Genomic DNA, 25850 nt, shown 5'->3' on the forward strand with positions numbered 1-25850 from the left:
GAGAGAATTGGTGCGGTCGAGAAGACTCGAACTTCCACGGCCTTGCGGCCACAACGACCTCAACGTTGCGCGTCTACCAGTTCCGCCACGACCGCACACAGTCTGCATCGGGAGCGAATCCGCGAACGGGCTCCCGCCGGTAGGAGCGCGCCACTAGCAGCGAGGCTGCGGCCTCGCAAGCATCTTTGTTGCGCGGCTCCGCAAGCTAGCGCGGGGCCCAGCCGATATCCGCGAAGACGGCGGATTTGGGCACGTCGGTGACCGCCTCGTTGATGGTCAGTTCCTCGCCCGGGGCCAGCGTCGACTGCGGCGGCTGGACCACCCAGCTATAGACCTGCCGTTCGCGCTGGTCGCGCAGCACGATCAGGATTTGCGGGATCGGGCGCGATTCGCGCGCGGTGTTCTTGACGATGACACGCGCGCCGAAGAATTCGGTGCCATTGGGCAGTGTGCGGCGTTCCTGCTGCTCGACCGGGAAGGACAGTTCCAGGTCGGGCTGCGCGGCACCGAACAGCGGACGGCTGACCGGCACCCAGTCGGGCAGGCCGGCATAATTCACCGCGCCAATCGTGCCGATCGCGATCACCGCGAAAATCGTCGCCGCCCAGGTCCACAGCTTGGTGAGGTTGCGACGCGGACGGAACGGCGGCGCGTGGTCGAAGCGGGAGCGGGCCTCGTCGCTCTCGGGCGTTGGCGCGCGCGGCAGCTCGTCCTGAACTTCGCCATAGGGCGGGGTTGTTTCGTCGAAATCGGGCCCGTCGCGCAGGGGTGCGTCGCCGATGGAGGCATCACGTTCAGGCGCCGCGGTCGCGGTTTCGCCATAGCTGAAGCCGGGTTGCGCCTGCGGATCGGGACCTTCCGCCACGGGGGGTGGTGGCGGCGCAGGCGGCGACGGTCTGGGAGCGGATGGTGCAGCGGGCGGCGGGACCGGGACGGCAGCAACCGCGGCGAGCCGTTCGGCATCGGGGCCGTCCTGGAACCAGCTGTGTTTGCATTTCGCGCAGCGCACGGTGCGCCCGTCGATCCCGATAGCGCTGTCGGGCACGACATAGCGCGTGGAACAAGCAGGGCAGGCAATGATCATGGTGACCCAAGGCCTTAGGACCCGTTGCGAATCACGACAAGCGACAGCTCTGTTCGCAAACCCCGAGAGCGGCTTTTTTCCACATGCAAGCGCGGTTATAGGCAGTTTCCTACAATGACGGGTGCAACTTTCCTCTTGAATGACCGGGCCAGGCGATGAGCGCACCCGAGGACGAGGTCGTCCGGTTCGACAATGTCGGGCTGCGCTACGGCACCGATCGCGAGATCCTGTCGAACGTGTCCTTCGCATTGTTCCCCGGCCGGTTCTATTTCCTCACTGGCGCCAGCGGGGCGGGCAAGACCTCGCTGCTGCGCCTGCTTTATCTCGCGCAACGCCCGTCGCGCGGGGCGATCAGCATGTTCGGGACCGATGTCATCACTCTCCCGCGCGAGCGGCTACCCGCCTATCGCCGGCGGATGGGGGTGGTGTTTCAGGATTTCCGGTTGGTCGATCATTTGTCGGCCTTCGACAATGTCGCGCTGCCCCTGCGTGTCTCGGGCGTACGCGAAGTCGATTTGCAGGGGCCGGTGTCCGACATGCTCGACTGGGTCGGGCTGGCCCACCGCGCCGATGCGCGCCCGGCAACGCTGTCGGGCGGCGAACAGCAACGCGTCGCCATCGCGCGCGCGGTGATCGGCCGCCCCGATATGCTGGTGGCGGACGAACCGACGGGCAATGTCGATCCGGAAATGGCGCTCAAGCTGATTCGCCTGTTCGAAGCGCTCAACCGGCTGGGCACCACAGTGGTGGTGGCGACGCATGACGTCCACCTGCTGCGCAAGGTGCCCGATTCGCTGATCATGCGGCTCGACAAGGGGCTGTTGTCCGACCCCACCGGCGCGCTGCGCTATCCGCCACGGCGGGTGGGGGCGGGTGAATGAAAAGGCCCCCGGTCCCGCCGCGCATGGTCGAGCGTGGCCGCTCGCCCTTCCAGGGACGCCGCGCGGCGCATTTGCTGCCGCAGGCGCGGCTGGGCGGGCCGATGCCGTGGGTGATCGCAATCATGGTCGCGCTGACAGTGCTGGCGGCAGGGGGCGGGCTGGCGCTCGACAATCTGGCTGATCGCGCACGCGGTGAATTGTCCGGCAGCGCGACGGTGCAGATTGTCGAGGCGGATCCGCAATCGCGCGCGCAGCAGGCGGAGGGTGCGGCGACCATCCTGGTGCAGGACCCCTCGGTCGCGGGGCTCGCGGTGGTGCCGCAGGAATCGGTCGAGGCCTTGCTCGCGCCATGGCTGGGCACCGACACGCCCGAAGATACCGTACCGATCCCCGCGCTGATCGACCTGCGGCTGCGCGATGGCGCGGATGCGGCCACGCTCGACCGGCTGCGCAGCCTGCTCGCCGACCGCGTCCCCGCGGCGCGGATCGATGCGCAGGCGCAATGGCTGGCCCCCGTGCTCGCCGCGCTGTCGGCGCTTGGCTGGATGGCGCTGGGGCTGATCGGCCTGCTCGCCTTCACCGGCGCGGCGGCGGTATGGCTGGCGGCGCGCAATGCGCTGGGCAGCAATCGCGACACGATCGAGATCGTTCACCTGCTGGGCGGCAATGACGACCAGATCGCGCGAATCTTCCAGCGCTCGATCCTCGTCGATGCGCTGGGCGGGGGCGTGCTCGGCCTCGTCATCGGGATGGTTGCGGTGTGGGTGATGGGGGCGCAATTCGCGGCGCTCGATTCGGGCCTCGTGACGGGCGGCGGGCTTGAAACCAGCGATTGGCTGGTCTTGGCCCTTGTCCCTGTGGGGGCGGTTGTTCTAGCGGTCTATACGGCGCGGTTCACCGTGCTCGCGTCGCTCAGGAAAATGCTGTGATCCTTCGCCTCTTCGCTGCCGTCATGCTGGTCTATGCGTTCGGTTTTCTCGGTTTTGCCGTGTCGCTGCCCCAGCCGGCGGCGGACGAGAAGACCGATGCGGTGATCGTGCTGACCGGCGGGCCGGGCCGGATCGCGCGCGGCCTGTCGGTGGTCGAGCAGGATCTGGCGCGCGAAATGTTCGTCTCGGGCGTCGATCCCGATGTGACGCCCGCCGAATTCGCCGCCGAATTCGATGTCTCGCGGCGGACGATGCAATGCTGCGTCAAGCTCGGCTATCTCGCGGTCGATACGCGCAGCAATGCCGGCGAAGCGGCGCAATGGCTCAAGGAAAACGAATTCACCTCGGTGAGGCTGGTGACGACCGACTGGCACATGGCGCGCTCGGCCGCCGAATTCAGTGAAACGCTGCCCCCCGATATGCGCGTGGTCAAGGACGCGGTGGTCTCGCACCCGCAGCTCGCTACGCTTTATCTCGAATATAACAAGCTGCTGGCGGCGGCGATGTCGCAGGGACTGCCGCGCTGACGCACCCCATGCTCTTTCTCCGCAACCTCGCCTTCTACCTCGCCTTCTATAGCGGCTCGCTGCTGATCACGACGGCGTCGCTGGTCTCGCTGCCCTTCAGCGTGAGCGCGTTCCGTGCGCGGGTGCGCAATTGGTCGCAATGGCAACGCTGGTGCGTCAGGCACATGCTCGGCTGCGAAATCGTGCATGAGGGTGCGCCGTTCGACGAGCCGGTGCTCTATGCCATCAAGCACGAGAGTTTCTTCGAGGCGATCGATGCGCCGGCGCTGTTCAATTGCCCGAGCGTCTTCGCCAAGCAGGAGCTGTTCAAGATCCCGTTATGGGGCCGCGCCGCCGCCGCCTTTGGCCTCGTCCCGGTCGAGCGCGAGGCGGGTGCCAAGGCGCTGATGAAGATGATCCGCCATGCCAAGGCATTGATCGCGGATGGCCGCCCGCTGGTGATCTTTCCCGAAGGCACGCGTGTGCCGCATGGTGAAAGCAGGCCGCTGCAATCGGGGTTCGCGGGACTGTACAAGATGCTCGGCCTGCCGGTCGTGCCCGTCGCAGTGAACAGCGGGCCGATCTATCACCGGCGGCTCAAGCGCTCGGGGCGGATCACCTACCGCTTCGGCGAGCCGATACCGCCGGGCCTTCCGCGTGCTGAAGTCGAGGAGCGCGTGCGCGAGGCGATCAACGCGCTTAACTGATGCCTCGCCCGATACGCCGGGCCGGTTCCTCTCCTCATCTCACCTCAATGCCACTTAGTGGTCGGTCCGCCCGAAGTCGGCGCGCGCGTCGTCCTGGCCTTCTTCGATGATCGAGCGGCGGATCGCGCGGGTGCGTTCGAACAGGTCGAACAACGTGTCGCCATCGCCATCGCGGATCGCGCGCTGGAGCAGGCTGAGGTCTTCGGTGAACCGTCCGAGCACCTCGAGCACGGCATCGCGGTTGGACAGGAACACGTCGCGCCACATCGTCGGATTGCTCGCGGCGATGCGGGTGAAATCGCGGAAGCCACCGGCCGAATATTTGATCACTTCACCGCGGGTCACATCCTCGAGGTCGGAGGCGGTGCCGACGATGGTATAGGCGATCAGGTGCGGGATATGGCTGGTCACCGCGAGCACGAGGTCGTGATGCGCCGGGTCCATGATCTCGACTTTGGCGCCCAGCCCTTCCCAGAACTGCGTGAGCGCATCGACAGCTGCGGGCGGGGCCGTCTCGTCCGGCGTGATGATGCACCAGCGATGGCGGAAAAGTTCGGGGAAACCGGCATCGGGTCCGCTGTTCTCGGTCCCCGCCACCGGGTGCGCGGGGATGACGACCGCCTCGGGCAGCGTCTTGGCGAGCGCCTCGCCGACGCGGCGCTTGGAGGAGCCGACATCGCTGACGATGGTGCCGGGCTGCAGATGCGGCGCGATCGCTTCGGCGGCATAGCCCATCGCGCCGACGGGCACGCACAGGATCACCAGCTCGGCGTCGTGCACCGCATCGGCCACGCTGTCGCAGACCGTGCCCGCAAGCCCGCGTTCGGCGGCGCGTTTGCGCACATCGGCATCGGCATCCCAGCCGACGGTCGCCACACCGGGCAGCATTGCGCGCACCGCCAGCCCGATCGAACCGCCGATCAGACCGAGCCCGATGATCGCGACGCGCGAAATCGTCATCCGCCCGCACCGCACAGCGTGCGCAATACGCGGGTGATGTCATCCATCTGGCGCGCGGTGCCGATGGTGATGCGCAGCGCTTGCGGAAGGCCCTGTCCGGGCAGGTGCCGCACCGCATAGCCTGCCTCGGCGATCGCCTGCAGCGCGGCTTCCGCCTCCAGGTCGCCTTCGAACAGCACGAGCACGAAATTGGCCTTGCTCGGCACCGCCCGCAAACCGTGATTGCCCAGTGCCTCGATGGCATGGACGAACCGCTTGCGCTCTTCGCGATTGGCTTCGCGCGAGCGCGCGAGGAAGTTCGTGTCGCTAAGCGCGGCAAGCGCGGCGCGCTGGCCGCTGGCAGTCACGTTGAACGGCCCGCGAATGCGGTTGAGCACATCGACCAGCCCCGGCGCGCCGGTGGCCCAGCCGATCCGCTCGCCCGCCAGCCCGTAAATCTTGGAGAAGGTTCGCGTGACCAGCACATTGGCGTGGTGCGCGGCAAGATCCAGCCCGCCGTCGTGCTCGTCGGGTTCGAGATATTCGGCATAGGCCTGATCGACCACCAGCAGCACATCGCCCGGCAAGCCAGCATGGAGCCGCTCGACCTCTTCGCGAGGCAGGCAGGTGCCGGTGGGATTGTTCGGATTGGCGAGGAACACCACCCCGGTACGCTCGGTCACCGCGGCCAGCAGCGCATCGACATCGGTGCCGTAATCGGCGTCGGGGGCTTCCACCGGGGTCGCGCCGCAGCGCCGCGCGGCGATATCGTAGACCGCGAAGCTGTAGCGGCTGAACAAGACCTCGTCTCCCGGACCGGCAAAGCCCTGCGCGGCAAGATTGAGCAATTCGTCCGAACCCGTGCCGCAGACGATCCTCGCAGGGTCGATGCCATGCTGCTTGCCTAGCGCCGCGCGCAATGCGGTGGCATCGGGATCGGGATAGACCGCGGGGGCATGGTCGGCAGCCAGCGCCGCCAGCGCGTCGGCGCTGCAGCCCAGCGGGTTCTCGTTTGCCGACAGTTTGACCAGCTTGCGCCCGTCGGCACTGGTCGATTTGCCCGGGACATAGGCATGGATGCCTTCGATCCAGGGCTTCATGATGGGTGTGTCTGCCATTTCAGCTTCGCCGCATGAAAGAAATACGGCCCTTCGACAAGCCGGAGGCTTGCCGATAGAGACAGCGTTTGATTGTTTCATCCCAAGGTCCGATTTGAACGCGCAACCCCAATCGCTGCTCTTGCCCGACCCGCTGCCGCTTGATGGCGGCGGCGAACTGGCGCGTGTCGAGGTGGCGTATGAGACCTATGGCACGCTCGCCGATGACGGCTCGAATGCGATCCTGCTGTGCCATGCACTCACCGGCGACCAGCATGTCGCCAGCGTACATCCGCTGACCGGCAAGCCCGGGTGGTGGGAACGCATGGTCGGCCCCGGCAAGCCGATCGACACCGACCGCTTCCATGTCATCTGCCCCAATGTGATCGGCAGCTGCATGGGCTCGACCGGCCCCGCAAGCGAGGCCAGCGACGGCAGCGCCTATGCGATGCGCTTCCCGGTTATCACCATCCGCGACATGGTGCGCGCGCATGTCGCATTGCTCGACGTGCTGGGCATCGACCGGCTGCACGCGGTGGTCGGTGGTTCGATGGGCGGGATGCAGGCGCTGAGCCTCGCGGCGAACTGGCCCGAACGCACCGAGCGCGTGCTCGTCATCGCCTCGACCAGCCGCCATTCGGCGCAGAACATCGGTTTCCATGAATTGGGGCGGCAAGCGATCATGGCCGATCCGCGCTGGCAGGATGGCGACTATTACGGCGGCAAAGCGCCCGACAGCGGCCTCGCGGTGGCGCGGATGGCGGCGCATATCACCTATCTGTCCGAAGAGGCGTTGACTGCGAAGTTCGGGCGCAATCTGCAGGATCGGCCCGACGGGACCAAAGGCGCCAAGAGCTTCGGCTTCGATGCCGATTTCCAGGTCGAAAGCTATCTGCGCTATCAGGGCAGCGGTTTCACCCGGCGGTTCGACGCCAACAGCTATCTCTACATCACCCGCGCGATGGATTATTTCGACCTTGCGGAAGAGCATGGCGGACGACTGGCCGATGCCTTTGCGGGGACCACCGCGCGCTTCTGTCTCGTCAGTTTCGACAGCGACTGGCTCTATCCGACGAGCGAGAGCCGCCATGTCGTTCACGCGCTCAATGCCGCGGGGGCCGCAGTGAGCTTTGTCGAACTGTCGGCCCCGCATGGCCATGACAGCTTCCTGCTCGATGTGCCTGCGCTCGACCGGGTCGTGCAGGGGTTCCTCGGATGAGCCTGCGGCCCGATCTTGCCGTGATCGCAGCGCATATCACGCCGGGGAGCCGCGTGCTCGATATCGGCTGCGGCGACGGGTCGCTGATGCTCGCTTTGCGCGATCTGGGGTGCGATGTGCGCGGGATCGAGATCGACGGTGCCAGCGTCGAACGCTGCGTATCGCAGGGCCTGTCGGTGGTGCAGGGCGATGCCGATCGCGATCTGCACGATTACCCCGACAAGGGCTTTGATTATGCCGTGCTCAGCCAGACGCTGCAGACCGCGGTGCGGCCCGACCGCATGCTCGACGAACTGCTTCGCGTCGGTACGCGTGCCTTTGTCAGCTTCCCCAATTTCGCGCATTGGCGCACCCGCGCCGCTTTGCTGGTCGGAGGGCGCATGCCAGTAACGCGCAGCATCCCGGTGAGCTGGTACGAAACGCAGAATATCCACCACGTCACGATCGCGGATTTCCGCGACCTCGCGCGCGAAAAATCCGCGACGATCGAGCGCGACTGCTATTTTTCCCACCAGCGCCCGATCGCGCGCATCGGCGCCAATGCCCGCGCTGAATTCGCCGTGTTCGAGCTGTCGCGCTAGACGGGCTTCAGCCATGCGCGGCGGGCGGGCACGCTCGGTGCTCCGCCGCCGCGCTGCATGTTATGCCGAACGATGCAGGCCGCAGATCTTGTGTCCATCAAGATCGCGGAAATAGCACAGGTGCAGCGCACCCATCGCGCTTTCGCGCAGGCCCGGCGGGTCTTCGATGCTGGTGCCGCCTGCGGCGATCGCCGCATCATGCAGTTCCTTGACCTGTTCGGGAGAATCGCATTTGAAGCCGATGGTCATGCCATTGGCGCAGGTGGCGATTTCGCCGTCGATCGGCTGCGACAGCGCCAGAACGTCGCCGTCATGCATGAAGAACACGCGCTTGATCCCGCTGTCGAGCGTGTTGTCCATCGCGCCTTCGACGCCGACGACCTTGAGAACCTGTTCGTAAAAGGCCTTCGATTTGTCGATATCGTTCGTGCCGATCATGATGTGGTTGAACATCGTATGTCTCTCCTGTGGGTTTCGATTCGCCACCTTAATCGCGGATGGCATTGTGACAAGCGACGATCGCATCTCGCCGCTTGCGGTTCAGCGCGGCGGGTATAGAAGCATGGCATGCACCTGTTCCTTGCCCCGCTCGCCCTGTCCTTTCTACAAGCTGCGAGCGGTGCGCCGACTGCTGCCACCGACCTTCCCGATTTGACGCTCGAACAGTCCAGTTCGCTGCGCTGTTCGGTGGCTTTCGGGCTGGTCCACCGCGCGCAAAACAGCGGCGAGGAAGCGGCGGCGGCGTATCCCGTCATGGCCGAGCGCGGACAGGAGTTCTTCGTCCGCACCACCGCGCAGTTGATGGACGAACTCGGGGCCAGCCGCGAGACCATCATGGGGCTGGTGATGCGCGAACACGCAGCACTGAAAGAGAGCCCCGAGCGGGTCGACGAGGTGATGCCAGCCTGCCTGCTGATGCTCGACGCCGCAGGTCTCTGACGCCGCGTTCAGCAAAGGGTCACTGCGGATGCGCCAGCTTGGCGGCCATTCCTTGATCGCTTCACCGATCGCTTCTTGGGCCACCCATGCGTAACTTCGTCCTGCCCGCCGCGCTTGCGGCCTGCACTCTGCCAGTGCCCGCGCTGGCGCAGGATGCACCTGATGCACCGCTGGCCGATCTGGGCGAGCAGATGCGCGATCCCGCCTACCAGCGCGACATGGCGCTGATGCTGCAGGCGATGACCGAAGTCTTGCTCGACATGCCGATTGCCCCGCTGGCGCAGGCCGCTGCCGAAATGGCGGGCGAGAAGGCCCGTGACATCGACCCCGACCTGACCCTGCGCCGCGCCGTGCCGCAGGCGGACCGGGCGGGCGACGAGATTGCCCGCAATGTCCCGCGCGCCATGCAGGCGGTTGGGACCATGGCCGAAGGCCTCGCCGCGATGACGCCGTTGCTGCGCGACATGGCGGTGCGGATGCGCGACGCGATCCCGCCGCGCAACTGATCGACGTCAAAATCACCCAGAGCCCCCAGCACGCCAGTGGACGCGCCCCCGCGGCTTGTGGCAAGGCGACCGAATCCATGTGGCAGCTCTACCAATTCCCCCTATGCCCGTTCAGCCGCAAACTGCGCCTGCTGATGGGCGAGAAGAACATCGCCTACGAACTGGTGCGCGAATACCCGTGGGAGGGGCGCGACGAGTTCTGGCACCTCAACCCCGCCGGACGCACGCCGGTCCTGCATGATCCGGCGCGCGGGGTCAGCCTGGCTGACAGCCAGGCGATCTGCGAATTCCTCGAAGAGACGGTCGAGCGTAGCCCCATGGTCAATGGCTCGGCCCTGCAACGCGCGGAAATCCGCCGCCTGGTCGCGCTGTTCGACGAGAATCTTTACGCCGATGTCACCGGGCCGTTGCTGCACGAACGGATGAAGAAGCGGCTCGTCCTGCGCCAGCCGCCCGATTCGCGCATGCTGCGCGAGACCATGAAGAATGCGCATGCGCATCTCGATTACATCGACTGGCTGGTCGACAACCGCCAATGGCTCGGCGGCGCAACGCTCAGCCTGGCGGACCTCGCCTGCGCGTCGCAGCTGTCGGTCGCCGACTATCTCGGCGGGATTGACTGGAAGGGCCACGACCAGACGCGGCACTGGTACTCGGTGATGAAGAGCCGTCCCAGCTTCCGCCCGCTGCTGAGCGAGAAGATGGAAGGCTTGCCGCCGCCACCGCATTACGCGCTGGTCGACGCCTAGGCCGCTACTTCTGGCACACGGGGCAGAACCAGGTGCTCCGCCCGCCCTGCACGATCCGCCTAATCACGCCGCCATCCTCGCGGTGGCAGGCTTCGCCCTCGCGCCCGTAGACGTGGAAGCGGGTGGCGAAATAGCCGAGATTGCCGTCCGGTTGCGCGAAATCGCGCAGCGTCGAACCGCCATCCTCGATCGAGCGCGTGAGCACATCCTTGATCGCGGGGACGAGCCGCCTGAGCTGCGGCATGGTGACTTTGCCGCCCGCCTTGCGCGGATGGATCCCCGCCTGCCACAGCGCTTCGCAGACATAGATATTGCCGAGCCCCGCAACGATCCGCTGGTCGAGCAGCAGCAGCTTGATCGCCTGTTTGCGTCCGCGCGTCGCCTCGCGCAAATGCTCCGCCGTGAGCGTATTGCCCAGCGGTTCGGGGCCAAGCGCGGCAAAGGCGGGCCATAGATCGAGTTCGGGTGCGAGCAACAAATCGACCGAGCCGAACCGGCGCGGATCGTTGAGCGCGAAGACATGGTCCTCGGTCGCCAGCACCAGATGGTCGTGCTTGTCTTCGTCCTCGGGATCGATCCGCCAGCGCCCGCTCATGCCGAGGTGAAACACCATCGCATGGTCGCGGTCGGTGTGGAGAATGCCGTATTTCGCGCGCCGCGACAGCCCCGACACCGTTGCGCCGGTCAGCGCCTGCACCAGATCGGGGGGAAAGGGGCGGCGCATGTCGGGCCGGTTGACTCGCACGCTGACGATCCGCTCGCCCTCGAGAAACTTGGCGAGCCCGCGCACGGTGGTTTCGACTTCTGGGAGCTCGGGCATTTGAAAATCTCGTCACCCCAGCGAAAGCTGGGGTCGTTGTCGGAGGACGATCCCAGCTTTCGCTGGGATGACGGGCTAATTCAAGGCCTTTGCGCCCAGCACAATTCCCCCTAAGGCCCACCGCATGAGCGAAACCGTTTCCTTCGGCTACGAAGATATCGACGCCGCGGAAAAGACCGGCCGCGTGGGCGAGGTCTTTTCCAATGTTGCCGCCAAATACGATGTGATGAACGACGCGATGAGCGTGGGCATGCACCGGCTGTGGAAGGACCGCTTCGTCAAGCGCGTGAAGCCGCAGCCGGGCGAGGCGATCCTCGATATGGCGGGTGGTACGGGCGACATTGCCTTTCGCATGGCCAGCCACGGTGCCAGCGTGACCGTGTCCGACATCAATCAGGACATGCTCGATGTCGGGATCGAACGCGCGATGGAGCGCGGGATAGACGGCCTCGTCTGGTCGTGCCAGAATGCCGAGGAACTGAGCTTTTCCAGCCGCACTTTCGATGCTTACACCATCGTCTTCGGCATACGGAACGTCACTTTCATCGACAAGGCCCTGCGCGAAGCGCACCGTGTGTTGAAGTTCGGGGGGCGCTTCTACTGCATGGAATTCAGCTCGACCGACTGGCCCGGCTTCAAGGAAGTTTACGACCTCTATTCGCATAAGGTCATGCCGCAGATCGGCAAGCTGATTGCCAACGACGAGGAAAGCTATCGCTACCTCGCCGAATCGATCCGTCGCTTTCCCAGACCCCCCGAATTCGAGGCGATGATCCGCGATGCGGGTTTCGAGAACACGAGGGTCGAATCGATCCTCGGCGGGGCGGTGAACATCCATTCGGGGTGGAAGGTCTAGGGTGGCACGCCCCTCGACGCATATTCTGCGCCTCCTCAAATGGGGCCGCACGCTGGCGCGCCACGGGGCGCTGCGCGGGATCGAGAACGATCCCAACACCCCGCCGCAGGTCAAGCGCCTCGCGCGGATCGCCCGCTTCGGCACGGTGCAGCCGAAAGAGCCCGATTATGCGGGCGCTTTTCGCGACATCGGCCCCGCCGCGATCAAGCTGGGCCAGACGCTGGCCACGCGGCCCGACCTCGTGGGCGAGGACGCCGCACGCAATCTCCTGACCTTGCAGGACAACCTCCCGCCGGTCGATTTCGAAGGGATCAAGTCGAGCATCGAAGCCAGTTTCGAGCAGCCGCTCGAAGCGCTGTGGGCCGATTTCGATCCCGTGCCCGTGGGGGCGGCATCGATCGCGCAGGTTCACCGCGCGGTGACCAACGATGGCCGGCAGGTCGCGGTCAAGGTGCTGCGCCCCGGTGTGCGCGAACGTCTCGCGCGCGACATCGACACCTATGAATGGGCCGCCGCGCATCTCGAACGGTTCGGCGGCGAGGCGGCGCGGCTGCGCCCGCGGCTGATCATCGCCAATTTCAAGCGCTGGACCAATCGCGAACTCGACCTGCGGCGCGAGGCGGCCAGCGCTTCCGAACTGGCCGAGCATATGGTCGGCACCGCGGGCTACGACATTCCCGGTATCGACTGGGACCGCACCAATGGCCGCGTGCTGACGGTCGACTGGATCGACGGGATCAAGATCAGCGATGTCGCCGCGCTGAAGGCCGCCGGGCATGATACCAAGGATCTCGCCAACCGGCTGGTGCTGGCGTTTCTCAAGCAGGCCATCGCGGCGGGTTTCTTCCACGCGGACATGCACCAGGGCAATCTGTTCGTGAAAGCCGACGGGACGATTGCCGCGATCGATTTCGGGATCATGGGGCGGATCGACCGCCGCGCGCGGATGTGGCTGGCGGAAATCCTCTACGGGCTGACGACGGGCAATTATAAACGCGTCGCCGAGATCCATTTCGAGGCGCAATACGTCCCCAGCTATCACAATGTCGACGAATTCGCGACTGCGCTGCGCGCGGTGGGCGAGCCGATGCGCGGCAAGCCGGTGAGCGAGCTGTCGGTCGGCCAGATGCTCGACGGGCTGTTCGCGATCACGCGCGATTTCGACATGCAGACGCAGCCGCATTTGCTGTTGCTGCAAAAGACCATGGTGATGGTCGAGGGCATCGCCACCCAGCTCGATCCCACGATCAACATGTGGGATGTCAGCGCGCCCTATGTGCGCAGCTGGATCCGCGACGAGCTCGGCCCCGAAGCGGCGATCGCCGATCGCATCCGCGAGGATACGGCGACCTTCCTGCGGATCCCCGAACTGGTGCGCCGGATCGAGGACCGCTTCCCACCCAAGGGCGGTGCGCCCGAGCCGCCGCCGCTCCCCGATATCGAATTGATGGGGGAAAGACGCCGCCGCAAGGAGCATGATCGCGGCTGGCTGGGCTATGCCGTTGCAGCAGGGGCAGGGGGGCTCGCTACATGGGCAGCGATAACGCAGGGGTGGATCGGCTAGGCACAGGTGCTGCGGCGCCCGGCTGGGACCGCTTCGCCCATTGGGGGGCATGGCCTGCGCGGGTGTTGCTCGCGCTGGTGGCGATCCTGCTGGTGCTCGCCGCGCTGACGCCGCTGGCGGTCGATAGCGAAGAGGTGGCAACGCCCGCCCCGGGCCTGGTCGAGGATGCGCCCACAGCAAGCGGCGAACCGCAGCGCGACGACGATCTCGCCTTGTACGATACGGTGATCGAGCGCATCGCGCGCGGCGAGGCCTATTACGACTTCATCGTCGCAGAACAGCGCGCGCACGATTATCCCGTGCGGCCCGGCTTCGCCGTGCGCCTGCCGACGCTCGCCTATGTGCACGCATGGCTGGGCGAGGGGGGCATGATCGCGCTGGCAATCGCGCTGATGGCGGCGACCGTCTGGGCATGGTGGCGACGGCTGGGCGAAGAGCCTGGCGGCCTGCGGATGCGCCGGGTCGGCGCCGCGCTGATGCTGATGGGCGCGTCGCTCGGCCTCAATCGCTATTACTTCGTCCTGCACGAACTGTGGGGGGGAATGCTGGTCGCGCTGGCCTTCGGCCTCCACCGGCCGGGACGCTGGGGCTGGTCGCTGGCGGTCGCGGCGCTGGCGCTGGCGATCCGCGAACATGCGCTGCCCTTCGTCCTGCTGCTGGGCGCGCTGGCGGCGTGGCGGCGCGACTGGAAGGAAGCGGCGGCGTGGGGCGCGCTGGTCGCGGTCTTCTGCGCCGCGATGGCATGGCATTGGGCGCAGCTCGCGCCACAGGTTGTCCCGGGCGATCCCGCCAGCCCTGACTGGCTGGTCCTGCGCGGGCTGTCGGGCTGGCTGGGCAATATCGTGCTGAGTTCGAACCTGCGCTTCCTGCCGCATGCAATCGCCGGCCCGCTGGTCGTGCTGATGGTACTCGGCTGGGCCGGGTGGAAGTCGCCCGCAGGCACCACGGGGGCGCTGCTCTATCTTGGCTATGGCCTTGCCTTCATGCTCGCCGGGCGGGCGAACAATTTCTACTGGGGCGCAGTGGTCGCGCCCGCCATGTTCATCGGTCTCGCCTTCCTGCCGATGGCGCTGTCCTCACTGCTGCGCTCCGCGCGGGGGCGGCCATGACCTTGCCTGCACGGCCGCTGTCGCGCCTGCCACGCTGGGCGGCCCTCGCGCTGGTGTTGGCGACGCTGCTCGCCTGCGTGTGGAACAGCTTTGCGCTGGAAACGCGCAACACCGCGCATGAGGCGGATGTCGCCAAGCGACTTGGCCGCGGCGAGCGAGTCGACATGGACCTTTACCGCGCGATCAATGCACGCGTCGCCGCTGGCGAGGATTACTATGCTGCGGCGGCGATCGAGCATCGTAGCTTCGCCATGCCCACCAGCCCCTTCGTGACCATACGCACGCCCGTGCTGGCATGGACCAGCGCGCTTTGGGGTGAAGACGGCTGGCGAATCATCGCGGTGGTCCTGTGGGCCGCCAATATCCTCGCTTGGTTTGTGGCCTTGCGCGACCGGGGCCGGTTCGAAGGGCTGGCGGGGGCGGGCCTTGCCGGTCTGTTCGGCATGGTTGCCTTCATCGCCGTGATCCCCTTCAGCCATGAAATCCTGGCCGGGATGATGCTGTCGCTCGCGCTGGCGCTGTCCGCGCGTAATGCTCCGATAGCCGCGCTTGTGCTGGCGACCTGTGCGGTGGCGCTGCGCGAATTGGCGCTGCCCTACCTGCTCGCCTGGGGTGCCGTTGCGCTGGTGGCGGGCGACCGGAGACAGGCGCGCGCGATCGCCGTGGTTCTCGTCCTGCTGGGAATCGGGCTGGCGTTGCACGCTGCAGCGGTGGCGAATATCCGCCAGCCCGGCGATCTGGTCTCCTCGGGCTGGCGCGGGCTGCTTGGCCCCGCGCTGCCGCTCTACGGCATCCACATCACAACCCTGCTGCAGACCCTTCCCAACTGGCTCGCGGGGTCGCTGGGCGTGCTGCCGCTGCTTGGCTGGCTTGCAGCAGGCGGCAGGCTGGGCGCGCTGGCCAGCCTGTGGTTTGCCGGGTTCATCGCCGCCGTCGCGATTTTCGCGCGGCAGGAGAACCTTTACTGGATGGGGCTGTTCATTCCCGCCTACGGGGTCGGCCTCGCCTTCCTGCCACGCGCTATCGCCGACCTCGCCGCCGCGCTCAGGCGTCCCTCTTCGGCCAGCCCCACGCCCGCATCGCCAGGATAACGATCAGGCAGTGGAATGCTTCCACGCCCACCGGCACGATCCAGCCCTCATAGGGGCCCTGCGCCACCAGGTTGATAAGGCGTCCGGTCAACGCGATGCCGAACAGACCGAGTGCGGGCAGCATCACGTCGCCGCGCCGTTTCCAGGCACCCCAGGCGAGCGACAAGGCCGTGACATAAAAGAACGCCGTCATATCCCCGCGCAGCGTCGATTCCCCGTGCGTGGTGACGATCGCAATACCGAAATCGGCCGCCGCACTGTCCGGGTCGACCAGGAAACTCGTCCCCAGCACCAGGTCGAGTATCGCCAGCGCGAGCAATATCGCGCTTAGAATCACATGCATCGGAACCTCCCCGTTTCCGTTTTTTTCACCTCGTAAGGTTAAGGCGTAATGGGAAAAACGCCAGCGCAACCCGCTGGCCATGATCGATGGGGGGCGCTAGCAAGCGCAGCGATGACACAATGGGTATCCATTCGCCGATCCGCGCCGACCCGCGCGAGCATGCCTCGAACCGCAGGGCGCACCGCATGAGCGGTCCGCGGATCCTGCTCGTCATTGGCGGGGGCATCGCGGCCTATAAGGCGTGCGAGCTTGTCCGGCTGATCCGCAAGGCGGGCGGCGAGGTGACCTGCGTGCTGACCGAAGGCGGCCAGCAATTCGTCACCCCGATGGCGCTCGCCGCGCTGAGCGAGAACAAGGTCTATACCTCGCTCTTCGATCTCAAGGACGAGGTCGAGATGGGCCATATCCAGCTCAGCCGCGAGGCCGATCTGGTGGTCGTATGTCCGGCCACGGCCGATATGCTGGCCAAGATGGCAGCGGGGATTGCGGACGATCTGGCGACCACGCTGATCCTCGCCACCGACAAGCCGGTGCTGACTGTTCCGGCGATGAATGTGAAGATGTGGGAGCACCACGCGACCCAGCGCAATGCGGACTGGCTGCGGCAGGCGGGCGTCGCGGTCATGGACCCCGACGAAGGCCCGATGGCCTGCGGAGAATTCGGCCCCGGGCGGATGCCCGAACCGCCCGCGATTCTCGGCCGCATCGCCGCGGAACTCGATCTCGATATCGAAGTGCCCGAACTGGCCCCGCCCGCAGCCGCACAGCTCGCCGCGCCGGAGGCGCAGGCGCCTGTGGCCGATGTCCTTGCGGCGCGCGAACCCGAAGCGGAAGCGGAGGTCGAGGATCAGGTTGAAGCTGACACCGAAGCCGAAGGCGAAGAGGGCGAAGCCGAACAGGGCGGCGGCGGGCTGGGCGAACTGTTGTCCATGATCATCCCGCGCTCGACCGAGCAGCGCAGCCATGACGAGATCGAGGCCGATCTCGAGGCCGAGCCCGAACCTGAAGCGGAAACCGAAGCCGATATGGCCGTCGCGCCGGACCCGCTCGACGTTCCCATCCCCGAAGGCGTCGATGCCGGGCCGATCCTTGCCAAGAAGGGCAAGGCTTCGTCCGCCCCGCCGACCGATCCCGCAGCGCTGGGTTTCGACCCGGCAACGCAGGACGCGCGCGCCATGCCGCAGCAGATCGCCAATGATGTGCAGACCGCGGAAATTGCCTTCGACGATTCGCCGCTCGCCGGTCAGGCCGCCTTCGATCCCGATCCCGAGCACCGCCCGCTTTACGGCAAGCATGTGCTGATCACCGCCGGGCCGACGCATGAACCGATCGATCCGGTGCGCTATATCGCCAACCGATCGAGCGGGAAGCAGGGCTTTTCGATCGCCGCGATGGCTGCTGCCGCGGGGGCGCGGGTCACGCTGATTGCGGGACCGGTGCATTTGCCCACGCCGGTGGGTGTCGACCGCGTCGATGTCGAAACCGCCGAGGATATGGCCGAAGAAGTGCGCCGCGCTTTGCCGGTCGATGTCGCCTTCATGGTCGCCGCGGTCGCCGACTGGAAGAGCCGCCATGTCGCGGGCGAAAAGATGAAAAAGCGCGGCTCCGCCCCGCCTGCGCTGATCTTGGCCGAAAACCCCGATATCCTCGCGGGCACGGCCGCAGGGCGCAAGCGACCGGCCTTGCTGATTGGGTTCGCCGCCGAGACCGAGAATGTGATCGAAAACGCCAAGTCGAAGCGTAAGCGCAAGGGCGCCGACTGGATCATCGCCAACAATGTCTCGAGCAGCGAAGGTAACAGCGTGATGGGTGGCGATCTCAACCAGGTCCACATCGTCACCTCGGGAGGGGTCGAAAGCCTGCCCGAAATGCCCAAGGAAGATGTCGCGCGCGAACTGGTGCGCCGCGCCGCCGCCGCGCTCGCCCCGGTAGATGACGACCATGACTGATCCCGTCGGTGTGCGCCTGAAACGCTTGCCGCATGGCGAAGGACTGGCCCTGCCCGCCTATGCCACCAGCGGCGCGGCGGGGATGGATGTGCTCGCGGCCGAAGATTGCGTGCTCGCGCCGGCGCAGCGGCATGCGGTGGCGACCGGGCTCGCTGTGGCAATCCCGCAGGGCTACGAAATCCAGGTGCGCCCGCGTTCGGGCCTCGCGCTCAAACACGGCATCACCGTGCCCAATACGCCGGGCACGATCGACAGCGATTATCGCGGCGAGCTCAAGGTGATTCTAATCAACCACGGCGCCGGCGACTTTACGATCCAGCGCGGTGACCGGATCGCACAATTGGTCCTTGCGCCTGTGACGCAGGCTGCGTGGGAGGAGGTCGAGGAACTCGACACCACCACGCGCGGCGCGGGCGGGTTCGGTTCGACCGGCGGCCACGCCAAGCTCGTCTGAGCCACACATGAAAAAGGGCGGCCCGATCCGGAACCGCCCTCTTTCGTGTCATCCCGTCCGGGAAGCTGTGATCAGTCGTCGATCCGGCGCACGGTGGTCTTTTCCGGAGCGATCGAGATACGCACCGTCTCACCCGAATTGCCGGGGAAGTCGGTGAACATCGCTTCGACCAGATTCGGCACCAGATATTGCAGCCGGTTCGAGGTCGATACGGCCTGCGCCTCGCCTTCGAACAGACGCTCACCGGTGGCCGCGCGGTCGATCTTCAGATCGATGCCGCTGGTATAGACGGTGTAGCTGCGCACTTCGGGCCCGCCGAACCACGGGTCATTGAAGCCATAGCCCCAATGGCTGCCGTAATAGCGCGGGCGATAATAGCCCGGACGCGCGCGATAGCCGCGTGCGGTGTAGCCGTACCAGGGCGAATAGAACGGATCGCGGAAGCCGGTCGAACGCACGCGCTCGCGGCCCTTGTCGACCGTGTAATCGAACCGCACCAGCAGCGATGCGTCGTCGACCGAAGCCGCCTGCGCATAGCCGAGGCGCGTCATCTGCGCTTCGACGAGATCGGCATATTGCGCGAACTCGAGCCCGCCGGCGAGCGCCGGGTCATCGGCGACCACGGCATAGCTTTCGCCCTGCGGGGCGGGCAGCTGCGACTGGAAGCGCGAAACATCCGCTTTGAACGGGGTGGCACAGGCCGCAAGGCCCGCGAGGATCATGGGAACGGAGGCGAGCTTGAGTTTGCGCCCCCAACCCTGTTTCAGGTTGGTCATACTCAATACCTTTCGAGTAACGGGCGGGGAATACACGATTTTCCACGCCCGTGCAGCCCGCCAATTTGCCGCGCCGGGATGGCGGCGAATGTCCGGGGATTTAGCGCAGCGTCGATGAACCCGGATTGAATATCCGGATTCACATATGTTGCAGCGATGCGCGTGTCAGCGGACTAGGCCGAGCGCGGCATACGCCGCATCGAGCGTCGGGCGGCCAAGCTCGCGCGCATGGCTGGCACCGCGTGCGAGGATCGCGTCGAGCGCCTCGCGATCGCCGAGCAGCTCGTTGAAGCGCGTCGAAATCGGGCGCAGCGTTTCGACCAGCAATTCGCCCAGCGCGGGCTTGAACTTGCCGAAGCCCTCGCCGCCGAACTCGCCCAGCACTGCATCGACCGTATTATCGGTGACCGCGGCATAGATCGTCACCAGGTTCAGCGCTTCGGGCCGCCCGACCAGGCCCTTGGCCTCGCTCGGCAGCGGTTCGGGGTCGGTCTTGGCCTTCTTGACCTTCTTCATCACCGTGTCGGCATCGTCGGCCAGCTCGATCCGGCTCATCTCGGAGGGGTCGGACTTGCTCATTTTCTTCGACCCGTCGCGCAGGCTCATGATCCGTGCAGCCTGCGGCGGGGTGATCGCTTCGGGCAGGGTAAAAACCGGTGCATCCTCGCTGGCGAAATCGTTGTTGAACTTCTGCGCGATGTCGCGCGCCAGCTCGAGATGCTGTTTCTGGTCTTCGCCCACTGGCACATGCGTGGTCTGGTAGAGCAGAACGTCGGCGGCCTGAAGCACGGGATAGCCGAACAGCGCGACCGACTGGCCTTCGCGGTTCTTGCCCGCCTTGTCCTTCCACTGCGTCATGCGATTGAGCCAGCCCATCCGCGCGGTGCCGTTGAGCAGCCATTGCAGTTCGGCATGCGCGGGCACCTGCGCCTGGTTGAACAGTACGCTGCGTTGCGGGTCGATCCCGCAGGCGACGACGGCCGCAGCCATTTCGAGCGTGGCCTTGTGCAGCTCGGCCGGGCTGTGCGGCATCGAAATGGCGTGCATATCGGCGAGGAAGAACAGACATTGTTCGCCGTCCTTCATCTCGTCCTGCATGCGCACCCAATTGCGGATCGCCCCGAGGTAATTCCCGAGGTGGAGATTGCCGGTGGGCTGGATGCCGGAGACTACCCGCATTTCAGGGCGCATGAATTCTCTCAATCAAGTTCAGGTCGGGCCGGTTCAGGTCTGGCGGCGCAGCAGCCGGGCGATCGTATCCCGGTCGAGGACCCCCAGAAGCAAGGCCGCGATGCCGTAGACCGCGCCGCCCGTCAATGTCACCGCGGCGATCCCGCCGGTGCGTTCCAGCACCGTGCCGTCGAACCACGGATCGAGCGGGTCCATCAGCAACCACAGCGCCGCCCCCATCGCCAGCGCGGCGATGGCAATTCGCACGATGCGTCCGGCAATCCGCGCGGGCAGGCGGAAATAGCCGCGCCGCGCAAGGATCGCATAAAGCAGCGCGACATTGCACCATGCGCCGATCGATCCGGCTATCGCCAGCGCCAGCACGCCCAGACGCGGGACCAGCAGGATGTTGAGCCCCACCGTGATCACCAGCGAGACCGCGGCGGTGAAGACCGGGGTGCGGGTGTCCTTGCGGGCGAAGAAATTGGGCGTCAGCACCTTGACCAGGACATAGGCAGGCAGCCCGATGACCAGCCCGCTGACCACCGTGCCGGTAATCATCGCATCTTCCACACTGAACGCGCCGCCAGCGAAGAACACGCGGGTGAAGGCGCTTCCCGCGACAAACAGCGCGACCGCGGCGGGCACGGTCAGCAGCATCGCCAGCTCGATCGCGTTCGATTGCAGGCGCTGCGCCTCGGCATCTTCGGAGCGCGCGAGATAGCGCGACAGCGCGGGCAGGATCGCGGTGCCCAGCGCGATGCCGATGATGCCCAGTGGCAGCTGGTTCCAGCGGTCGGCCATCGCGAGATAGGTATAGCTGCCGACCTGAAGCGTCGAGAGGAAGAACAGGTCGACGAAGCGGCTGATCTGGTAGATCCCCGCGCCGAACACCGCGGGTACGATCAGGATGCCGAGTTCCTTCACGCCCGGCGATACGCGCGGCAGGAGCATGCGGATGCGGAAGCCCGCGCGGTGCATCCAGAACGACAGCCAGACCAGCTGGAGCAGCCCCGAGGCGCTGAGCGCGACCGATTGCCAGAACGCGCTTTCGCGCCGCGCGAACACGCTGTCGCCGAGCGAGGCGCCATAGACCAGCGCCGCAATCAGGCAGAGGTTGAGCAGGATCGGCGCCGCCGCCGCAGCGGCAAAGCGCGACAGCGAATTGAGCACGGCGGCGACCAGCGTCGCGAGACTCATGAACAGCAAATAGGGGAAGGTGATCTGCGCCATCATCACCGCGATCGGCAGGGCTTCGGGATCGCGTTCGAGCCCCTCGGGCGCGAAATAGGCGACCACCCAGGGCATCACCATCATCGCGATCGCGCCGAACACGATCAGGATCGGCAACAGGATGGACAGCACGCTTTCGGCAAACCGCTGTGCTTCGCTCTGGCCCTCGACCATGCGCCGGTTGAACAGCGGCACGAAGGCGCTGGCAAAAGCGCCCTCGGCGAACAGTCGGCGAAAGATGTTGGGCAGCATGAACGCCAGCTGCCAGGCATCGCCCATCGGCGTTGCGCCCAGCACGCGCGCGACGAGAATGTCGCGCACGAAGCCGAACACGCGGCTGACCGCAGTCAGCCCGCCGATCGTCCCGACGTTCTTGAGCAGGCTCACGCGTCAGAGACCCTGCCGCGGTTCAGCGTCTTACGCCTCGCCGGCGGGGGGGATCGCGCCTTCGCCCTGCTGCTGTTCCTGCGCGCGCGCGGCCAGCTGTTGCTGGTAGAGCGCGCCGAAATCCATTGGATCGAGCATCAGCGGCGGGAAGCCCGCATCGCGGCTGGCATCGGCGATCACGCGGCGGGCGAAGGGGAACAGGATACGCGGCGCTTCGGCGAACAGGAAGGCGTGTGCGTGTTCATCGGGCAGGTTGCGCATGCCCATCAACCCGCAATAATCGAGGTCGATGAGGTAGAGATTGCCTTGGCTGGTCTTGGCGGTGCAGGTCACCTTGAGTGTGACTTCATGCACGTCGTCGGCGATCTTGTCGGCGGCGATATTGACCTGCACGTCGAGCTGCGGCTGCTCGGTCCACTGGAAGCAGGCCGGGGCGTTGGGGTTCTCGACCGAAAGGTCCTTGATATATTGCGAGATCACGCCTGCGCTGGGCTGCGTGTCGGCCCCGTTGGCGCCGGCTGCGGGATCCATGTTGAGGTCGGTGAGAACGTCGCCTTCGTCGGCCATGAGAATTCGCTTTCCAATTATCCGATTTTGTTGATCACGCGCGCTGCCAGGGGCCGTGCCGGACCGTCGGTGCGCGCGACTAGCACTGTCGGGCGCGCGTAGCAATCCGCAGCCCGCGACCGCGCACCGGGCGGCGTCCCGTTCATCGCAGGACCATTGTCGGTTTGTATTTCTTTCCTATCTAGGGCAGGACAAATGTTGGACTGCCGGGGGCGTTGCCGCCGGAATGAAGTTGGGAAGCAGGTTATTACCGTGATCACCGAGATCGTCATCCTCGCCATGATCGCCGCCTTTCTCGGGCTGCGGCTCTATTCGGTGCTTGGCCGCCGGTCGGAGCACGAGGAAGAGGCGATTCCGCACCGCTTCGAACGCAGCGATACCCCGCCGCAGGCCGATAATGCGCCGCGCGCCGTGCGCCAGCCGGTGGCGCTGCGCGCGGGCGACAACCGCGCCCCGGCCAATGAAGCGGGTATCCGTGCGATTGCTTCGGCCGAACCGGGCTTCGACCTGCTCGGCTTCCTCGACGGGGCGAAGAGCGCCTATGCCGTGATCCTCGAAGCCTTCTGGAAGGGCGACAAGGACACGCTGCGCCAACTGACCGACGACGATGTCTATGACAGCTTCGCCGGTGCGATCGACGCGCGCGAGGCAGCGGGCGATACGCTCGACAACCGCCTCATCCGGATCGAGGACGCGACCGTGCGGTCGGCCGAACTCGACGGCCGTACCGCGCGCATCGCGGTGCTGTTCGTCGCCGATATCGCTGCCGTGACACGCGACAGCGACGGCACCGTCATCGCCGGCTCGCTCGACGATGCGATCGAAAGCCGCGACGTGTGGACCTTCAGTCGCCATGTCGGTGCCGCCAATCCCAACTGGATCCTCGACGAGACCGACGAGGGCTAACGCTCCGCGCAACCCGGGGAGGGATAATGCGCTATCTGCTGGTGATCGCGGCAACCATGATGTTGGCCGCCTGCGTGCGCATGGTGCCCGATACCGCGCCCAAAGTGGCGGTTCCGCTGCCGCCGGGCACCGTGTCCAGCGCCGCTTTTTCGTCGCTGGTGCGCGGGGTCGATGTCGATGCGCTGGGGATTACCCCCGACGATGCCGGTACCGCGCTGGTGTCTTTCCTCGAATCCTGCCCAGCCGTGCTCACGCGTGAGGACCAGAGCGGGCTGACCTTTGCCGAAGACTGGCGCCCGGCGTGCGAGGCCGCGACCAGCTGGCCGGTGTCCGATGCGCGGCGCTTCTTCACCAGCTATTTCGAAACCGCGCGTGTCGGTGATGGTGCGGCCTTCGCCACGGGCTATTTCGAACCCGAGATTCGCGGCAGCCGCACCCGCGCGCCCGGTTACGACGTGCCCGTCTATGCTCCGCCGCCCGAACTGGTCCGCGCATGGCCCGAAGACATGCCCGAAAGCGAGCGCACCGGTCGTCCGCCGCAGGGGCGCTATGATGCGAGCGGGAAGTTCGTGCTGTTCTACGACCGCACCCAGATCGAACTCGGCGCGCTGGCCAATCGCGGGCTGGAGATCGCCTGGGCCGCCGACCCGGTCGAATTCTTCTTTCTGCAGATACAGGGCTCGGGGCTGGTCCGCCTGCCCAATGGCGAGTTGATGCGCATCGGCTATGCGGGACAGAACGGGCGCGAATATGTCGGCATCGGGCGCGTCATGCGCGAACGCGGGATGATCGGCGAGGACACGCCCTACGCCAGCTCGATGCAGGGCATCATGGAATATATCCGCGACAATCCCGCCGACGGACGCGACATCATGCGGCTCAACAAGAGCTGGATTTTCTTCCGCGAACTCAACACCGATGGCCCCTTGGGATCGCTCGGCGTGCCCGTCCGACGCGAAGCCTCGGTCGCGGTCGATCCGCTGTTCGTCCCCTATGGCGCGCCGGTCTTCCTCGACATGGATCACGCGGTCGCCGACGGTCTGTGGATCGCGCAGGATACGGGCGGCGCAATCAAGGGTGCCAACCGCTTCGATACCTTCTGGGGCAATGGCGCCGATGCGCGCGAGATCGCGGGCGGCATGAGCTCGCGCGGGTCGGCGCTGCTGCTGCTGCCACGCGGCACGCTCGACCGCCTCGAAACACGGCGGTGAGCTCCCCGCGCGGATTATCTTCCGAAGAGGCGGAGGCGTGGGAAAAGCTGGCTGCCACCGTGGCGCCGCTACATCCGCGCAAACCGGTGCAGCCGAAGGCGATTGCCGCACCCAAGGCGCCTGCACCGCCGAGACCGGCCAAGCGCGCGCCCGTGCCGCCGCCCCGGCCCGCACCGATCACGCCGCCAAAACCCGTCGCGGTGCAGGACCGCGGGCTTGATTCGCATTGGGACCGGCGGCTCAAGTCGGGGACGCTTCAGCCCGAGCTCACGCTCGACCTGCACGGCCACAACCTCGACGGCGCCTATGACCGCTTGATGAGCGGGGTGGCGCAGGCACGGGCGATCGGTGCGCGCACGATCCTGCTGGTGACAGGGAAAGCGCGTCCGGTCGAAGCGGCGGACCGCGCGTCGCGGCGCGGTGCAATCCGCGCCAAGGTGCTCGATTGGCTCGCCGCCTCGAGCCACCATTCCGCCATCGCCGCGGTCCGCCGCGCGCATCAGCGACACGGCGGAGACGGCGCGCTATATATCGTGCTCAAGCGCGAGCGTTAGGCGTTGCTCATCTTCGATTGTGACGGGGTCTTGGTCGACAGCGAAGTGCTGGTGACCGATGTGCATGTCGAAGAGTTACGTCAGCTCGGATTGGAACTGTCGCATGCCGAATTGACCGAGCGCTTCCTTGGGGTGACGGACCGCGCGATGTGTGCGGCGCTCGAGACCGAGCTCGGCTGCCCATTTCCCGAGGATTACGACCGGCGGGTCAAGGAAAAGGTCCGACTACGTAGTAAACAAGAGTTGCGCGCGGTGCCCGGTGCCGTCGCCGCGGTAAGACGGGTTCTAGGGGCCTCCTGCGTCGCATCGAGCAGTTCGCAGCCGATGCTCGGTTACAAGCTGGAGGCTACTGGCCTTGCGACGTTCTTCGGCGGCAACGTCTTCAGCGCCGACGCTGTCGCATCGGGCAAACCTGCGCCTGACATATTTCTCCACGCGGCTCAGGAGATGGGCGTTGCGCCCGCAGAATGCCTGGTGATCGAAGATAGCGAGAACGGCGTGAAAGCTGCAGTGGCAGCTGGAATGAATGTCGTCGGATTTCTGGGCGGAAGCCATCTTTCCCCGGCCTACGCCGAGCATCTGCACAGGGCGGGTGCGCATGCAGTTGCCGATGACTTCGAGATGCTGGTGCGGATGGTCCCGGACCGTTTCCGTCAGAAAGGATAACGGCGTTTCAATCCCGGCAGGGTAATGTAGGCAACAAAAAGGCCCCCGACACGTGGT

The 25850-nt window shown here is 66.1% G+C and carries 29 protein-coding genes and 1 tRNA gene; 19 read left to right on the top strand and 11 right to left on the bottom strand.

Features of this window, described 5'->3' with window-relative positions; translation table 11 throughout:
* Positions 1 to 8 precede the first annotated feature (8 nt).
* Positions 9 to 95 (bottom strand) — tRNA-Leu (locus N6L26_RS12260).
* Positions 96 to 205: 110 nt separating this feature from the next.
* Entirely contained in the window at positions 206 to 1084 is an 879-nt protein-coding gene (locus tag N6L26_RS12265; RefSeq protein WP_263605835.1) for a DUF3426 domain-containing protein, read from the bottom strand.
* Positions 1085 to 1239: 155 nt separating this feature from the next.
* Here N6L26_RS12265 and ftsE point away from each other — a divergent pair, with 155 nt between their 5' ends.
* From ftsE to N6L26_RS12285, 4 genes are read left to right on the top strand one after another with little or no spacing between them, the layout of a single operon-like run.
* Entirely contained in the window at positions 1240 to 1965 is a 726-nt protein-coding gene (ftsE, locus tag N6L26_RS12270) for a cell division ATP-binding protein FtsE (protein WP_263605836.1), read from the top strand.
* Positions 1962 to 2894 (top strand): cell division protein FtsX, encoded by a 933-nt coding sequence (locus N6L26_RS12275; protein WP_263605837.1) that lies wholly within the window; start codon positions 1962 to 1964, stop codon positions 2892 to 2894. Before ftsE ends, N6L26_RS12275 begins: the two co-directional genes overlap by 4 nt.
* On the top strand, positions 2891 to 3421 hold the full coding sequence (locus N6L26_RS12280) for a YdcF family protein (protein WP_263605838.1): 531 nt from the start codon (positions 2891 to 2893) through the stop codon (positions 3419 to 3421). The genes N6L26_RS12275 and N6L26_RS12280 overlap by 4 nt, the downstream gene beginning before the upstream one ends.
* An 8-nt stretch (positions 3422 to 3429) precedes the next feature.
* On the top strand, positions 3430 to 4107 hold the full coding sequence (locus tag N6L26_RS12285; RefSeq protein WP_263605839.1) for a lysophospholipid acyltransferase family protein: 678 nt from the start codon (positions 3430 to 3432) through the stop codon (positions 4105 to 4107).
* Positions 4108 to 4161: 54 nt separating this feature from the next.
* Here N6L26_RS12285 and N6L26_RS12290 read toward each other — a convergent pair whose 3' ends face one another.
* Together N6L26_RS12290 and hisC are read right to left on the bottom strand one after the other, a co-directional pair.
* Positions 4162 to 5067 carry a prephenate/arogenate dehydrogenase family protein gene (locus N6L26_RS12290; RefSeq protein ID WP_263605840.1) on the bottom strand — a complete coding sequence of 302 codons (906 nt, stop codon included), beginning with the start codon at positions 5065 to 5067 and terminating at the stop codon, positions 4162 to 4164.
* Complete coding sequence (gene hisC, locus N6L26_RS12295) at positions 5064 to 6164, bottom strand: histidinol-phosphate transaminase (RefSeq protein WP_263605841.1); 1101 nt, start codon at positions 6162 to 6164, stop codon at positions 5064 to 5066. Before hisC ends, N6L26_RS12290 begins: the two co-directional genes overlap by 4 nt.
* A gap of 94 nt (positions 6165 to 6258) precedes the next feature.
* Between hisC and metX the strand changes: the two genes are divergently transcribed.
* Together metX and metW are read left to right on the top strand one after the other, a co-directional pair.
* Entirely contained in the window at positions 6259 to 7362 is a 1104-nt protein-coding gene (gene metX, locus N6L26_RS12300; RefSeq protein ID WP_263605842.1) for a homoserine O-acetyltransferase MetX, read from the top strand.
* Positions 7359 to 7943, top strand: a complete 585-nt coding sequence (gene metW, locus N6L26_RS12305; protein ID WP_263605843.1) for a methionine biosynthesis protein MetW — start codon at positions 7359 to 7361, stop codon at positions 7941 to 7943. Before metX ends, metW begins: the two co-directional genes overlap by 4 nt.
* Before the next feature lie 60 nt (positions 7944 to 8003).
* Here metW and N6L26_RS12310 read toward each other — a convergent pair whose 3' ends face one another.
* Positions 8004 to 8396 (bottom strand): VOC family protein, encoded by a 393-nt coding sequence (locus N6L26_RS12310; RefSeq protein WP_263605844.1) that lies wholly within the window; start codon positions 8394 to 8396, stop codon positions 8004 to 8006.
* 114 nt (positions 8397 to 8510) lie between these two features.
* Here N6L26_RS12310 and N6L26_RS12315 point away from each other — a divergent pair, with 114 nt between their 5' ends.
* The 3 genes from N6L26_RS12315 to N6L26_RS12325 all read left to right on the top strand — a co-directional run bounded on the left by N6L26_RS12315 (position 8511) and on the right by N6L26_RS12325 (position 10137).
* A complete protein-coding gene (locus N6L26_RS12315; protein WP_263605845.1) occupies positions 8511 to 8882 on the top strand; it encodes a hypothetical protein in 372 nt (123 codons plus the stop codon).
* A gap of 86 nt (positions 8883 to 8968) precedes the next feature.
* Positions 8969 to 9388 carry a hypothetical protein gene (locus tag N6L26_RS12320; protein WP_263605846.1) on the top strand — a complete coding sequence of 140 codons (420 nt, stop codon included), beginning with the start codon at positions 8969 to 8971 and terminating at the stop codon, positions 9386 to 9388.
* Positions 9389 to 9465: 77 nt separating this feature from the next.
* Positions 9466 to 10137: a glutathione S-transferase family protein gene (locus tag N6L26_RS12325; protein WP_263605847.1), complete on the top strand. Its 672-nt coding sequence runs from the start codon at positions 9466 to 9468 to the stop codon at positions 10135 to 10137.
* A gap of 4 nt (positions 10138 to 10141) precedes the next feature.
* On the opposite strand, the gene mutM is transcribed toward N6L26_RS12325, so the two are convergent.
* Positions 10142 to 10957 carry a bifunctional DNA-formamidopyrimidine glycosylase/DNA-(apurinic or apyrimidinic site) lyase gene (gene mutM, locus N6L26_RS12330; RefSeq protein WP_263605848.1) on the bottom strand — a complete coding sequence of 272 codons (816 nt, stop codon included), beginning with the start codon at positions 10955 to 10957 and terminating at the stop codon, positions 10142 to 10144.
* Between the two features lie 124 nt (positions 10958 to 11081).
* Between mutM and N6L26_RS12335 the strand changes: the two genes are divergently transcribed.
* The 4 genes from N6L26_RS12335 to N6L26_RS12350 are packed head-to-tail and all read left to right on the top strand — an operon-like array spanning position 11082 to position 15577.
* Complete coding sequence (locus N6L26_RS12335; protein WP_263605849.1) at positions 11082 to 11813, top strand: class I SAM-dependent methyltransferase; 732 nt, start codon at positions 11082 to 11084, stop codon at positions 11811 to 11813.
* A gap of 1 nt (position 11814) precedes the next feature.
* Entirely contained in the window at positions 11815 to 13377 is a 1563-nt protein-coding gene (ubiB, locus tag N6L26_RS12340; protein ID WP_263605850.1) for a 2-polyprenylphenol 6-hydroxylase, read from the top strand.
* Positions 13344 to 14486: a hypothetical protein gene (locus N6L26_RS12345; RefSeq protein ID WP_263605851.1), complete on the top strand. Its 1143-nt coding sequence runs from the start codon at positions 13344 to 13346 to the stop codon at positions 14484 to 14486. Before ubiB ends, N6L26_RS12345 begins: the two co-directional genes overlap by 34 nt.
* The gene (locus N6L26_RS12350) at positions 14483 to 15577 is read left to right on the top strand and encodes a hypothetical protein (RefSeq protein WP_263605852.1); all 1095 of its coding nucleotides are present in this window, start codon (positions 14483 to 14485) and stop codon (positions 15575 to 15577) included. Before N6L26_RS12345 ends, N6L26_RS12350 begins: the two co-directional genes overlap by 4 nt.
* On the opposite strand, the gene N6L26_RS12355 is transcribed toward N6L26_RS12350, so the two are convergent.
* Complete coding sequence (locus tag N6L26_RS12355) at positions 15531 to 16001, bottom strand: hypothetical protein (protein ID WP_263605853.1); 471 nt, start codon at positions 15999 to 16001, stop codon at positions 15531 to 15533. The two genes, N6L26_RS12350 and N6L26_RS12355, sit on opposite strands and share 47 nt — an antisense overlap.
* Positions 16002 to 16105: 104 nt before the next feature.
* Between N6L26_RS12355 and N6L26_RS12360 the strand changes: the two genes are divergently transcribed.
* Positions 16106 to 17869, top strand: coding sequence for a bifunctional phosphopantothenoylcysteine decarboxylase/phosphopantothenate synthase (locus tag N6L26_RS12360; protein ID WP_412071355.1), 1764 nt, complete (start codon positions 16106 to 16108; stop codon positions 17867 to 17869).
* A complete protein-coding gene (gene dut, locus N6L26_RS12365) occupies positions 17862 to 18323 on the top strand; it encodes a dUTP diphosphatase (RefSeq protein WP_263605855.1) in 462 nt (153 codons plus the stop codon). The genes N6L26_RS12360 and dut overlap by 8 nt, the downstream gene beginning before the upstream one ends.
* A gap of 71 nt (positions 18324 to 18394) precedes the next feature.
* Here the strand turns inward: dut and N6L26_RS12370 are convergent, their stop codons facing one another.
* From N6L26_RS12370 to secB, 4 genes are all read right to left on the bottom strand, one after another.
* Positions 18395 to 19099 (bottom strand): DUF4136 domain-containing protein, encoded by a 705-nt coding sequence (locus N6L26_RS12370; protein ID WP_263605856.1) that lies wholly within the window; start codon positions 19097 to 19099, stop codon positions 18395 to 18397.
* 165 nt (positions 19100 to 19264) lie between these two features.
* Positions 19265 to 20278, bottom strand: coding sequence for a tryptophan--tRNA ligase (gene trpS, locus N6L26_RS12375; RefSeq protein WP_263605857.1), 1014 nt, complete (start codon positions 20276 to 20278; stop codon positions 19265 to 19267).
* 45 nt (positions 20279 to 20323) lie between these two features.
* A complete protein-coding gene (gene murJ, locus N6L26_RS12380) occupies positions 20324 to 21889 on the bottom strand; it encodes a murein biosynthesis integral membrane protein MurJ (protein ID WP_263605858.1) in 1566 nt (521 codons plus the stop codon).
* Between the two features lie 30 nt (positions 21890 to 21919).
* Positions 21920 to 22456, bottom strand: a complete 537-nt coding sequence (secB, locus tag N6L26_RS12385) for a protein-export chaperone SecB (protein WP_263605859.1) — start codon at positions 22454 to 22456, stop codon at positions 21920 to 21922.
* A gap of 252 nt (positions 22457 to 22708) precedes the next feature.
* Between secB and N6L26_RS12390 the strand changes: the two genes are divergently transcribed.
* From N6L26_RS12390 to N6L26_RS12405, 4 genes are read left to right on the top strand one after another with little or no spacing between them, the layout of a single operon-like run.
* Positions 22709 to 23362 carry a Tim44/TimA family putative adaptor protein gene (locus N6L26_RS12390; RefSeq protein WP_263605860.1) on the top strand — a complete coding sequence of 218 codons (654 nt, stop codon included), beginning with the start codon at positions 22709 to 22711 and terminating at the stop codon, positions 23360 to 23362.
* A gap of 26 nt (positions 23363 to 23388) precedes the next feature.
* Positions 23389 to 24573, top strand: a complete 1185-nt coding sequence (locus N6L26_RS12395) for a murein transglycosylase A (RefSeq protein WP_263605861.1) — start codon at positions 23389 to 23391, stop codon at positions 24571 to 24573.
* On the top strand, positions 24570 to 25127 hold the full coding sequence (locus N6L26_RS12400) for a Smr/MutS family protein (RefSeq protein WP_263605862.1): 558 nt from the start codon (positions 24570 to 24572) through the stop codon (positions 25125 to 25127). The genes N6L26_RS12395 and N6L26_RS12400 overlap by 4 nt, the downstream gene beginning before the upstream one ends.
* A gap of 3 nt (positions 25128 to 25130) precedes the next feature.
* Positions 25131 to 25793: an HAD family hydrolase gene (locus N6L26_RS12405; RefSeq protein WP_263605863.1), complete on the top strand. Its 663-nt coding sequence runs from the start codon at positions 25131 to 25133 to the stop codon at positions 25791 to 25793.
* Positions 25794 to 25850 lie beyond the last annotated feature (57 nt).

Origin of the sequence: Qipengyuania sp. SS22 (assembly GCF_025736935.1) — a bacterium.
Taxonomy (GTDB): Bacteria; Pseudomonadota; Alphaproteobacteria; order Sphingomonadales; family Sphingomonadaceae; genus Qipengyuania.